General features: G+C 43.7%; 12 protein-coding genes. 8 read left to right on the top strand and 4 right to left on the bottom strand.

Translation table 11 applies throughout. The features are described from left to right. Positions 1–2: 2 nt before the first annotated feature. The 3 genes from LPH68_RS00315 to mdh form a co-directional block, all read right to left on the bottom strand. A complete protein-coding gene (locus LPH68_RS00315; RefSeq protein ID WP_004315462.1) occupies positions 3–995 on the bottom strand; it encodes an HlyD family secretion protein in 993 nt (330 codons plus the stop codon). Between the two features lie 99 nt (positions 996–1,094). Further along, entirely contained in the window at positions 1,095–2,558 is a 1,464-nt protein-coding gene (locus LPH68_RS00310) for a TolC family protein (RefSeq protein WP_128859338.1), read from the bottom strand. Between the two features lie 268 nt (positions 2,559–2,826). Further along, on the bottom strand, positions 2,827–3,768 hold the full coding sequence (mdh, locus tag LPH68_RS00305) for a malate dehydrogenase (protein WP_004297234.1): 942 nt from the start codon (positions 3,766–3,768) through the stop codon (positions 2,827–2,829). An 885-nt stretch (positions 3,769–4,653) separates the two neighbouring features. Between mdh and LPH68_RS00300 the strand changes: the two genes are divergently transcribed. After that, positions 4,654–5,526, top strand: a complete 873-nt coding sequence (locus tag LPH68_RS00300; RefSeq protein WP_008020481.1) for a hypothetical protein — start codon at positions 4,654–4,656, stop codon at positions 5,524–5,526. A gap of 8 nt (positions 5,527–5,534) precedes the next feature. On the opposite strand, the gene LPH68_RS00295 is transcribed toward LPH68_RS00300, so the two are convergent. Next, positions 5,535–6,404, bottom strand: coding sequence for an NAD kinase (locus LPH68_RS00295; RefSeq protein WP_004307836.1), 870 nt, complete (start codon positions 6,402–6,404; stop codon positions 5,535–5,537). Positions 6,405–6,552: 148 nt separating this feature from the next. Between LPH68_RS00295 and LPH68_RS00290 the strand changes: the two genes are divergently transcribed. The 7 genes from LPH68_RS00290 to recG are packed head-to-tail and all read left to right on the top strand — an operon-like array spanning position 6,553 to position 12,628. Then, positions 6,553–7,269, top strand: a complete 717-nt coding sequence (locus tag LPH68_RS00290) for a pyridoxine 5'-phosphate synthase (RefSeq protein ID WP_004307837.1) — start codon at positions 6,553–6,555, stop codon at positions 7,267–7,269. Then, the gene (locus tag LPH68_RS00285; RefSeq protein WP_004307838.1) at positions 7,266–7,982 is read left to right on the top strand and encodes a MotA/TolQ/ExbB proton channel family protein; all 717 of its coding nucleotides are present in this window, start codon (positions 7,266–7,268) and stop codon (positions 7,980–7,982) included. Before LPH68_RS00290 ends, LPH68_RS00285 begins: the two co-directional genes overlap by 4 nt. Positions 7,983–7,989: 7 nt before the next feature. Continuing rightward, positions 7,990–8,406 (top strand): biopolymer transporter ExbD, encoded by a 417-nt coding sequence (locus LPH68_RS00280; protein ID WP_004305499.1) that lies wholly within the window; start codon positions 7,990–7,992, stop codon positions 8,404–8,406. 6 nt (positions 8,407–8,412) lie between these two features. Continuing rightward, positions 8,413–9,285 (top strand): TonB family protein, encoded by an 873-nt coding sequence (locus tag LPH68_RS00275; RefSeq protein ID WP_015532306.1) that lies wholly within the window; start codon positions 8,413–8,415, stop codon positions 9,283–9,285. 27 nt (positions 9,286–9,312) lie between these two features. Next, positions 9,313–9,864 carry a DJ-1 family glyoxalase III gene (locus LPH68_RS00270; RefSeq protein WP_008020485.1) on the top strand — a complete coding sequence of 184 codons (552 nt, stop codon included), beginning with the start codon at positions 9,313–9,315 and terminating at the stop codon, positions 9,862–9,864. 7 nt (positions 9,865–9,871) lie between these two features. Then, entirely contained in the window at positions 9,872–10,531 is a 660-nt protein-coding gene (locus LPH68_RS00265) for a 2-C-methyl-D-erythritol 4-phosphate cytidylyltransferase (RefSeq protein ID WP_015532307.1), read from the top strand. Next, positions 10,532–12,628: an ATP-dependent DNA helicase RecG gene (gene recG / locus LPH68_RS00260; RefSeq protein WP_151922990.1), complete on the top strand. Its 2,097-nt coding sequence runs from the start codon at positions 10,532–10,534 to the stop codon at positions 12,626–12,628. The last annotated feature ends 109 nt before the right edge of the window (positions 12,629–12,737 follow it).

The raw sequence follows: 12,737 nt of genomic DNA, 5'->3' as shown, positions 1-12,737 counted from the left end.
GATTACTTGTCAATGATGACAGACATACCCGGACGGAGGTTTTCCACTTTCTCTATCGGAGAAGCTTTCACTTCGAATGTTTTCAGGTCGAACTGTCCGGTTGTTTTGGTTGCTTTCCAAGCGGCATAAGTCCCTAAGTCTTTCAGATAATATACTTTGAGTTTGATCTTTTTATTATCCAGAGCAGGAATGACTGCTTCGAATTCCGAACCCATCGTCAGGTTCTTGAGCAGATCCTCGCGTACGTTGAATGTTACCCACATATCGTTGAGTTCGGCGATATTCATGATGGGGGCACCAGTACCTACCAATTCGCCTACCTTCGGGAAAATCTCTGAAACTTCTCCGGCAGCCGGAGCTATGAGATAAGTCTCCTTTATGTACGATTCTACTTCGGCAACAGCACCTTTAGCCCGGTTTACCAAAGCTTCCGCGGCCATCTTGTCTTCACGTTCCGCTCCGTTCTTTGCCATGGTATATTGTGCTTTGGCTGCTTTCTCCGTAGCAATACTTGCATCCCGTTGCGCAGTGACTTCATCCAATTTCTGTGCAGGCATTACTCCCTGCTCATAGAGGTTCTTTACACGTTGATATGATTTTTCGGCAATGGTGACGCCTGCTTGGGCTTTTTGCCACATTTCGTATGCCGCCTGGATTTGTTCCTCACGCGCGCCTTTGATTGCTTTTGCGTTTTGTGCTTGTGCGGCAGCTTCGGCAGCACGTGCCTGTTCCATTTTTGCCACCACGTCAGGGGCTTCCAAAATGGCCAGCGTATCTCCGGCATTGACACTTTGTCCTTCTTTCACGCGAAATTCCAATATACGTCCCGGAACTTTGCTCGAAACGCGATACTCGGTAACTTCAGCCTGTCCCTGTATGATTTCAGGACCTTTGCGAAGCATGAAGAAGCCAACGACTGCAACGATTGCAATAACTCCCAGTAGAGTAAGGAATGCAAGCAGCATATTGCTGTTTTGTGATTTTATAGGTGCCATATGATTTATGAATTATGATTTATGTTTTATGGATTGTGAGTTGGTTAGGGATTGGGTTGTTTCTGATTGGGTTCTTTACTTTATTTTTCTGCTTTTTATTTATTTCAGTGTTCCCAGAGATTTCTTCAGATAGATTTCTGTTAACTTCATATCTATTTGTGCGTCAATCTTTTCTGAATGAGCGGACAGCCATGCCGTTTGTGCTTCAAGAACATTACTGGTGGCAATCACTCCCTCTTTAAAACCAAGCGTTGCATAGCGCAGATTCTCTTCCGCTTTTTCCATGTTTTTGGAAGACATAACCAGTTTCTTACCTGCTTCCTTTACCTTGAAAGCGGCTTGATTGACTTGCAACTCTATTTTTTCGCGTGCGTCCTGAAGCTGGTATTGTGCAATGCGGGCTTCGGCTTTTGCCGCTCTCGTTTTATAAATACCTTCTCCCCAGTGCCATATAGGTATCTGTACCATCACTCCTACATTCCACATGCCTTTGAATTTGTTTTCAAAGCTATTGAAGACAGAAGGATTGGTTACCATATAATTCCCCATCAATGCGATAGAAGGAAGATGTTCGGCACGGGTTACGTTTACTTTCTGTTTATAAATCTGTGTAGCTAATTCGAGACTACGTATTTCCGGACGATTCTCATAGGCGGTAGATAAATCGAAATGAGGGTCTGTTGTCAGTAATGGAATATCTTCCATATTTTCATCTGCCAGCGTGATGGGAGAGCTAAGATCAATGCCACATAGTTGACACAGCAACATTCGGGCAAGGCTTAATCCGTCTTCCACTTTAGTGAGTGTCATTTCTGCTTCATTCACCTTGACGCGTACAGACAGACCATCCGCTTTGGTGGCTACTCCTTCATTAATCATTTTCTCTACATCGCTGTCCAGCTGTTGCAGAAGCTTTAGATAACCTTCCGCCAGCTTCTTTTTGTTAACCAGCGAAACGACTTGCCAATAAGCTTGGTCTGTACTCATAATCACTTCTTGCATACCGCCGTGATGTTGTTCTTGCGCCAACTCTTCGGCATACTTTGTTATTTTGTTGTACGCCCGGATTTTTCCACCCATATATAAAGGCTGTGTCAATGTAAGAGCACCTGCATAGACATTCCTAGTGTCTGTGCGGAGTGCATCCACTAAAGAGTTTCCCGCCTGATCGAGAGCAGGCAGCACTGCTCCTAATTTTCCGCTTAAGGAAGAAATTAGTGGTGCCAAGTCAGGATGTGCTGTTGCAATCTCGGTTGCGGCTTGTTGGATAGGACCTGCCAGATTAGTTCCTAGTCCTGAAAGCGCAGCTTTCTGGTCATTGTTTAATAATGAAAACTCTTTCTGGTTTCTCATGTAAGCTCCCGTTGCCGAGAAATTAGGCAAATAATTTGTAAATGCAGCTTTCCGTTGATAATGCGCAGCATTTATTTTCTCATTGCTTATCAACAAATCTTTGTTGTTGGCAAGAGCTAATGCGCGGCAACTATCCAGACTTAGAAAGTTCTGCGCTTTTCCTATGAAAGTGAGGCTTAGCAGAATTGTCAGAAGAAATACTTTTTTCATCGCATCTTGCATATTAATAAGGTGATACTTCTATATTTAATAACCCGGTTCTTATGTAATTTGTTTATTGAAGTAGTCTGTTTTTTTGAACTTGTTTACTTAAACAATAATTGCATAAACAACGATGCAAATGTATGAGCTTTACTTGAAAGTGCAAAATGAATTAGCTTTTTTTAAAATATAGTGGGGTAGGATTTGTAGAAAAGAAAGAAGGCTGCTCCTCGTAGTGAAGAACAGCCTTTCTTGATATATAAAGTAAGGGGATTAATTACAGAGCACCTACTTCTTTCAAAGCAGCGTTCGTTCCGTGAACAGCTTTTGCGCTAGCTGCGAACTTGGCTTTTTCGTCTTCGTTCAGGTTCAGTTCAACGATCTTTTCGATACCGTTCTTGCCAAGGATTACAGGAACGCCGATGCAAAGATCTGATTCACCATATTCACCTTCCAATAATACAGAACAAGGAACCATCTTCTTTTGGTCATGAAGGATAGATTCAACTACGAATGCTCCTGCTGCACCTGGTGCATACCATGCAGAAGTACCCAGCAATTTAGTCAGTGTAGCACCACCTACCATTGTAGCAGCGGCTACTTCTTCCAGTTTTTCGGCAGAGATGAAATTTGCTACAGGCATACCTTTGTAAGTAGCGAAACGAGTCAAAGGAATCATAGTAGTATCACCGTGACCACCGATAACCATACCTTCTACTTCGTTAGCGTTGCAACCGATAGCTTGAGACAAGAAATATTTGAAACGAGAGCTATCCAAAGCACCACCCATACCGATCACACGGTTTTTCGGCAAGCCCAAAGCTTTCAATGCCAAATAAGTCATTGTATCCATCGGGTTAGAGATAACAACGATGATAGCGTTAGGAGAATATTTCAACAGGTTTTCTGCTACCGATTTAACGATACCAGCGTTCACACCAATCAGCTCTTCACGAGTCATACCCGGTTTACGAGGAATACCTGAAGTAATCACAACAACGTCAGAGTTAGCGGTTTGAGCATAGTCGTTAGTGCAGCCTACCAATGTAGTGTCGAAACCCAGCAATTGAGCTGTCTGCATCATATCCATTGCTTTACCTTCTGAAACGCCTTCTTTAACGTCCAGCATTACTACTTCGTCTGCTACTTCATTAAAAGCAAGTACATTTGCACATGTAGCACCTACGTTACCTGCGCCTACTACGGTTACTTTTGACATAATACTATATATTTAAAAAGTTGATAATTTGTTTTATCTTTTAGCGCGACAAAATTACAACGATAATCCTGATTAAAGAAATTTTTCCGTAATAATTTTAGTTAAAGGTCTAAGTTCTCCGGAATGGATGGCTATCATGAAAAAAAAGTGGTCGAACAAGCCGTTGGCAAGCGTGGAAGAGAAGCGGAGAATAAACAACGAAAACGATACAAAAACGAGGGTGTTCGGAGAGGGGGGTACAAAGCGCTGAAACGCCCGCCAGTAAAGGGGAAAAACCCAATGAAAACCAGTAGAGTAGAGAAGAGTAAAGTAAAGAAGAGTAAGTAAAAGTATTATTTCTGTTATAAACAACAGCAATAATACTGGGCAGAGAAGATGGCTTTGGCTGCTGCCGTTGTCGGTTCGGATCACTTCGTCGGTGTCGTTTCTGTTCCCGTGTCCCTCATGAACTGTTCGTCCGGCAGATGACCGCCTTTTGTCTGGTAGGTTGTTGATGCTCGCCCGGTGGGTAACGGACATTCACACGGTAGATAACGTACATTTGTACGTTAGGTGAATTCTATATTATTTCTCGGGCTACCGCTTCATTAAAAAATAATTTCAATACTTGTTTGCTAAAGTATCATTTGCTTCAAAACCAGTACGCAAACGAGGTAAAAGTCGCAAATAAGGCTGCTTCGATCAGGTAATGTCAGTGGCCGCTTAGGATCATAAAGGAGAATCAGTCGGGGTACTTTGCGTCTGTCGGTTCGGCCTGGTTGACTGGTTAATAAATTAAAATTGCATAGATTAGTCGGGAGTTTTTCAAAAACTCTCACTTTTTATACTTGACTTCTGTTGCGAAATGATTACTTTTGCGCACGTTATCAATTCACAACTGAAACTATGAGTAAAAAAAGCCTTCTTATTGCGGCCGTGGCTATCTTGGTGATAGCTATTATTGGTATTACTTATTTATTGTTTACCGAAAAAAAAGCTAATCGGGAGTTAGTGCAGGAATTCCAATTGGATAAGGAAGATCTGGAAAACGAATATAGTCGTTTTGTGCAAGAATATGATGAATTGAAGTTTAAGGTTACTAATGACTCATTAGGAGTATTGTTAGAACAGGAACAGTTAAAGACCCAACGTCTATTAGAAGAACTTCGTACTGTGAAGAGTTCGAATGCAACAGAGATTCGTCGTTTAAAGAAAGAATTGGCTACCTTACGTAAAGTAATGGTTGGTTATATTAATCAGATTGATTCACTAAATAAACTGGCTGCACAGCAGAAACAGGTCATTGCAGAAGTAACACAAAAATATAATCAGGCTTCACAACAAATCAGTAACCTTTCCGAAGAAAAGAAAAATCTGGATAAGAAGGTGACGTTAGCCGCACAACTCGATGCAACTAATATTCGTATCGAACCACGCAATAAACGCGGTAAAGTGGCGAAGAAGGTGAAAGATGTGGTGAAATTGGCTATCAGTTTCACAATCGTGAAGAATATAACTGCTGAAAACGGGGAACGTACCATTTATATACGTATAACCAAACCGGATAATGATGTTTTGACTAAGAGTGCATCCAATACTTTCCCTTATGAAAACCGTACACTGGTTTACTCCATCAAGAAATATATTGAATATAACGGAGAAGAACAGAACGTGAATGTATTCTGGGATGTAGAAGAATTCTTATATGCCGGAAACTATCGCGTTGATATCTTCGAAGGTGGTAATCTGATTGGTTCGCAGACTTTTACGTTAGATTAGTTTCCCATCTATCGTCTTCCATCCGCTCCCCACATCATTTTGCTGCGGAGTGTATCGAAAAAAATGTGATTAAAACGTTTCACTACCTTTATGCTGTAATCTGCCCGACGGATGGTTAGTTGAGTCGTTTCTTTGCAAGTTTCGCTCCTCCCGTCGATGGCGACGAGGAAGTTGTGACTTCTGCTTTCTACATCTAATGTAATCTCCCAGTCATCCCGAATAACGATAGGGCGGACGTTGAGACTATGTGGAGCCACCGGAGTGATGGCAATAGTGTTGGAATGAGGGACGATGATCGGGCCTCCTACACTCAAAGAGTAGGCTGTGGAACCTGTTGGAGTGGCAATTACTAACCCGTCAGCTTGATAAGTATTCAGATACGCGCCATTAATAGCTGTCCGGATACTAATCATTGAGGAGCTGTCTCGTTTGAGAATAGCTATTTCGTTGAGGGCATAAGGAGAATCTTGGAGATGTTTGTCGTTGCAGATCAACTGAAGTACGCTCCGTTCCTCCACACTATATCTGCCGTTTTGGATTTCATCAAATGTTTCCTCCATTTCCTCCGGCGAAATATCTGCCAGAAATCCTAAACGTCCTGTGTTAATTCCCAAAATAGGAATCCCTTTTCTTCCTACGCGGCGGGCAGCTTTCAGAAATGTTCCGTCGCCTCCGATGCTGATTACCATATCGGCAGTAAAATCATCACCATCAAATAATTGATCTGCTTTAATATCCATATTTTCAGAAACTAGGAATTGATAAAATTCCCTGCACATACCAATCTCTGCTCCCTGTTTCTTTAAAAGTTTAAACAAGGTGACAGCATGAGAGGACTTTTTAGCCTGATAAGTATTTCCGAAAATGGCGAATTTCATAAGCAATATCATTAGTTCAGGATGCAAATTTGGCATTTTTTCTTGGATTTCTACTTTAAATAACCAAAAAAGAACCCATAATGCGTTTCGTATTATTAGGCAACTAATAATAATATTTGTATTTTTGCGGCAAATATAACGTAGAACTATGACTAAATTAAGTGTAAACATAAACAAGATTGCTACGCTAAGGAATGCTCGCGGAGGAAATGTTCCCGATGTAGTAAAGGTAGCGCTTGATTGTGAATCTTTTGGTGCAGACGGTATCACTGTTCATCCTCGTCCCGATGAACGCCACATTCGTCGTTCAGATGTATATGATTTGCGCCCTTTGTTGCGCACGGAATTTAATATCGAAGGTTATCCCGCTCCGGAATTTATTGACCTGGTGTTGAAAGTTAAACCTCATCAGGTAACTTTGGTTCCCGATGATCCTTCACAAATTACTTCTAATTCCGGTTGGGACACCAAAGCAAATCTGGAATTCCTTACTGAAGTTCTCGATCAGTTTAACAGCGCTGGTATTCGTACTTCCGTTTTTGTGGCAGCCGATCCTGAAATGGTGGAATATGCAGCAAAAGCGGGAGCGGATCGTGTCGAACTGTATACCGAACCATACGCAACGAACTATCCGAAGAATCCGGAAGCTGCCATCGCTCCTTTTATCGAAGCCGCGAAGACTGCCCGTAAACTGGGTATCGGATTGAACGCCGGACACGACTTGAGTCTGGTTAATTTAAATTATTTCTATAAAAACATTCCTTGGGTGGATGAAGTCTCCATCGGACATGCGTTGATTAGCGATGCATTGTATCTGGGACTCGAACGTACCATTCAGGAATATAAAAACTGTCTACGCTCATGAATGCAATGATCTTGTTAGCCCAAGGGGCTATGAATATGGCCGACTCGCTGGCTACTGCCAACCCCGTATTGACGGAGGTGAACGCTCCTGAAATGAACATGCTTGATATGGCTATCAAGGGTGGATGGATTATGATTGTATTGGGCGTACTGTCGGTTGTCTGTTTCTATATCCTGTTTGAACGTAACTACATGATTCGCAAGGCAGGAAAAGAGGACCCGATGTTTATGGAGCGGATTAAAGACTATATTCATAGCGGTGAGATCAAAGCGGCTATTAACTATTGCCGTACGATAAACACCCCTTCGGCACGTATGATAGAAAAAGGGATCAGCCGTTTAGGACGTCCTATTAACGATGTACAGGTAGCTATTGAGAATGTAGGTAATATTGAAGTGGCAAAGCTGGAAAAAGGATTGACTGTAATGGCAACTATTTCCGGAGGTGCTCCGATGCTCGGATTCCTCGGTACGGTGACCGGTATGGTACGTGCATTCTATGAAATGGCGAATGCCGGAAGCGGAAACATTGATATCACTTTGCTTTCTGGTGGTATCTATGAAGCTATGATTACTACGGTCGGTGGTCTGATTGTCGGTATCATTGCTATGTTTGCCTACAATTATCTGGTGATGCTGGTAGACCGTGTGGTAAATAAAATGGAGTCTCGTACAATGGAGTTCATGGACTTGTTGAACGAGCCGGCAAAATAATAGGCTGATGGGATTAAAAAGAAGAAATAGAGTATCGCCCAATTTCAGCATGGCTTCCATGACGGACGTCATCTTCCTGTTGCTGATATTCTTTATGATAACCTCTACGGTGGTGTCGCCCAATGCTATCAAAGTCCTGTTGCCGCAAGGCAAGCAGCAGACTTCGGCCAAACCGCTGACAAGAGTGGTTATCGATAAAGACTTGAATTTCTATGCCGCTTTCGGCAATGAAAAAGAGCAGCCGGTGGCGCTGAACGATCTGACTTCATTCTTGCAGAGTTGCGCAGAGAAGGAGCCGGAAATGTACGTGGCATTGTATGCAGATGAATCGGTACCTTACCGTGAGATCGTAAGGGTATTGAACATTGCAAACGAGAATCATTTTAAGATGGTGTTGGCTACACGCCCGCCTGAAAATAAATAAGAAACAATGGACAGAAGAAAAAAGGGTGAATACATAGGAGCGCTGGGTGCACTGTTGGTGCATGTGGCAGTGATTGCTCTTTTGATTCTGGTGAGCTTTACTGTCCCTCAACCGGATGAAGATGCAGGCGGAGTGCCTGTAATGATGGGAAATGTAGACGCAGCGAGTGGCTTCGATGATCCCTCTCTGGTAGACGTGGATATCATGGATGAAGATGCGGCAGCACCCGCGGAAACAGCACCGGAACTTCCTTCGGAACAGGATTTATTGACGCAGACTGAAGAGGAAACAGTAACCCTGAAACCTAAGACGGAAGAACCGAAAAAAGAAACGGTGAAACCTAAAGAGGTGGTCAAGCCGAAAGAACCGGTGAAGAAGCCCGAAAAAACGGAAGCCGAAAAAGCTGCGGAAGCGAAACGGCTGGCAGAAGAAAAAGCGGAACGTGAACGTAAGGCTGCCGAAGAAGCTGCCAGAAAGAGGGTGTCCGGTGCGTTTGGAAAGGGAGCGCAAATGACAGGAAATAAAGGAACAGCGGCTAGTGGCACGGGAACCGAAGGTAGCAAGGAGGGAAATTCTTCTACCGGAGCGAAGACCGGAACCGGAGGTTATGGAACATTTGACCTTGGCGGACGTTCTTTAGGTACGGGCAGTTTGCCGAAGCCTGTATATAATGTGCAGGAAGAAGGACGTGTAGTGGTGAATATCACCGTGAATCCTGCAGGGCAAGTGATATCGACCAGTATTAGCCCTCAAACGAATACGGTAAATTCCGCTTTGCGTAAGGCGGCGGAGGATGCAGCGAAGAAAGCCCGTTTTAATACGATAGATGGGGTGAATAACCAGACAGGGACAATCACCTATTATTTTAACTTGAGATAGTATCATTAACCAAATATATAAAGGATTATGGGAACTGTATACGCTTTTTTTGCAGATGGTTTTGAAGAAATTGAAGCCTTTACTGCTATTGACACGTTGAGACGTGCCGGACTTAATGTAGAAATCGTATCCGTTACGCCGGATGAAATTGTAGTGGGAGCACATGACGTATCCGTCCTTTGCGATATCAACTTCGAGAATTGCGATTTCTTCGATGCTGAACTGCTGCTGTTGCCGGGAGGAATGCCGGGAGCTGCCACACTTGACAAGCACGAAGGGTTGCGTAAATTGATTCTTGATTTTGCCGCAAAAGGTAAACCTATTGCGGCCATTTGTGCTGCTCCGATGGTATTGGGTAAACTGGGACTGCTGAAAGGAAAGAAGGCTACCTGTTATCCGAGTTTTGAACAATATCTGGATGGTGCAGAATGTGTAAATGAACCTGTCGTACGTGATGGAAACATCATTACCGGTATGGGACCGGGTGCTGCCATGGAATTTGCTTTGACAATCGTTGACCTGTTGGTAGGTAAAGAAAAAGTAGACGAACTGGTAGAAGCGATGTGTGTTAAACGCTAAACCGTCCATGAAGAAATATGTAATCATTGTCGCCGGTGGAAAGGGCTTGCGAATGGGAAGTGACCTCCCGAAACAATTCCTTCCCATGGGTGATAAACCTGTGTTGATGCATACCCTGGAAGTATTTAGGAGATATGACGAAACACTTCAAATCATAGTAGTGCTTCCACGGGAACAACAGGACTTTTGGAAGCAACTTTGCCAAAAACACAGCTTTGCGGTGGAACATACCCTTGCCGATGGAGGCGAAACGCGTTTTCACTCTGTAAAGAACGGTCTGGCACTGGTGCAAGGGCCGGGACTGGTAGGGGTGCATGATGGAGTACGTCCGTTTGTGTCGGTAGAAGTGATTCGCCGTTGTTATGACTTGGCAAAAGTGCAGAAAGCAGTGATTCCTGTGGTGGATGTGGTAGAGACACTTCGCCATCTGACAGATACCGGAAGTGAAACGGTCAGCCGGAATGATTACAAGCTGGTTCAAACACCGCAGGTGTTCGATGTAGAGTTGTTGAAACAAGCCTATGCACAAGAATTTACTCCCTTCTTTACAGATGACGCTTCCGTTGTCGAAGCAATGGGAATGCCTGTGTATCTGGCGGAAGGTAACCGTGAAAATATAAAAATAACGACTCCTTTCGATTTAAAAGTGGGGAGTGCTCTTTTATAAATGTTCGATTTAGCCACACGCGACATAAAATTTATCTCCGGTGTAGGCCCTCAAAAAGCCGCTGTATTAAATAAGGAGTTGGAAATCTACTCCTTGCACGATTTAATTTATTATTTCCCTTATAAATATATTGACCGGAGCCGCATCTATTACATTCACGAAATAGATGGCAATATGCCGTATATCCAGTTGAAAGGAGAAATTCTCGGTTTCGAAACCATTGGCGAAGGACGTCAACGTCGTTTGACGGCGCACTTTTCGGATGGTACGGGAGTCGTGGATTTGGTGTGGTTTCAAGGCATTAAGTATATCTTAGGCAAGTATAAGCTGCACGAGGAATATATCATCTTCGGCAAACCGACAGTTTTCAACGGACGTATCAATGTGGCGCATCCCGATGTAGACAAGACGGAAGATTTGAAACTTTCTTCGGTGGGATTGCAACCTTATTATAATACGACGGAGAAGATGAAGCGCAGTTTCCTCAACTCTCACGCGATTGAGAAGATGATGGCAACGGTGATTCAGCAAATACAGGAGCCTCTGCCTGAAACACTTTCTTCCAAATTGCTGGCGGAATATCATCTGATGCCTTTGACGGAAGCTCTCCGGAATATCCACTTTCCGACCAATCCCGATGTGCTTCGCAGGGCGCAATATCGCCTTAAGTTCGAAGAGCTGTTTTATGTTCAACTGAATATCCTCCGCTATGCCAAAGACAGACAAAAAAGATATCGTGGATATATCTTTGAGAAAGTGGGAGAGGTGTTCAATACATTTTATACAAAGAATCTTCCTTTTCAACTGACAGGTGCACAGAAGCGGGTATTGAAGGAAATACGGAACGATGTCGGCAGTGGCAGGCAGATGAACCGCCTCTTGCAGGGAGATGTAGGAAGCGGGAAAACACTGGTTGCCTTGATGAGTATGCTGTTGGCGTTGGATAACGGTTATCAGGCTTGCATGATGGCACCCACCGAAATCTTGGCGAACCAGCATTATGAAACGATCAAAGAACTGCTCTTTGGCATGGATATCCGTGTCGAACTGCTGACAGGCTCTATTAAAGGCAAAAGGCGGGAAGCGATTCTGACCGGATTGCTGACCGGAGATGTGAAGATATTAATAGGAACGCATGCCGTTATTGAAGATACTGTCAATTTCTCTTCTTTAGGTTTCGTTGTTATCGACGAACAGCATCGCTTTGGCGTGGCACAACGCGCCCGCCTTTGGAGTAAGAATGTTCAACCTCCACATGTGCTCGTGATGACTGCTACCCCGATCCCACGCACTTTGGCAATGACATTGTATGGTGATTTGGACGTGTCTGTTATCGACGAGCTTCCACCCGGAAGAAAACCGATTACTACCATCCACCAATTTGATAACCGCCGGGAAAGTATGTACCGTTCGGTGCACAAACAAATTGAAGAAGGACGTCAGGTCTACATTGTCTATCCGCTGATTAAAGAAAGCGAAAAGATTGATTTGAAGAACCTTGAAGAAGGATATCAACATGTTCTGGAAGAGTTTCCGAAATGTACGGTTTGTAAAGTGCATGGCAAAATGAAACCAGCCGAGAAGGATGAGCAAATGCAGCTTTTTGTTTCGGGCAAAGCGCAGATCATGGTGGCTACTACCGTCATTGAAGTCGGAGTGAACGTCCCGAATGCTTCGGTGATGATTATTGAAAATGCAGAACGTTTCGGGCTTTCGCAGTTACATCAGTTGCGTGGACGGGTAGGACGTGGAGCGGAGCAGTCTTATTGTATTCTGGTGACGAATTATAAGTTGACGGAGGACACCCGGAAACGATTGGAAATCATGGTACGTACCAATGATGGTTTCGAAATAGCCGAGGCCGATTTGAAATTGCGTGGCCCCGGTGATCTTGAAGGTACGCAGCAAAGCGGCATCGCTTTCGATTTGAAGATTGCGGATATTGTACGCGACGGGCAACTGTTGCAATACGTTCGTGCCATAGCTGAAAGTATTGTGGAACAAGACCCTGCGGCACAGAATCCCGAGAATGAAATCTTGTGGCGGCAACTTAAAGCCTTGCGGAAAACGAATGTTAACTGGGCTGCCATAAGTTGAAAAACGGTTAAACATGCAGTTTATTTGCGTAAATGTGTTGCAAAACATATTTTGTCCCTATCCTCCCTATTTATAGGAGTTTAACGGCTCAATTGTTCCCTCTTTTTGT

The sequence above is a fragment of the Bacteroides sp. 1_1_30 genome (assembly GCF_020982715.1).
GTDB lineage: Bacteria > Bacteroidota > Bacteroidia > Bacteroidales > Bacteroidaceae > Bacteroides > Bacteroides xylanisolvens.
Note: the sequence above shows the minus strand (reverse complement) of the source record. Positions and strands in the feature narration are given on the sequence as shown.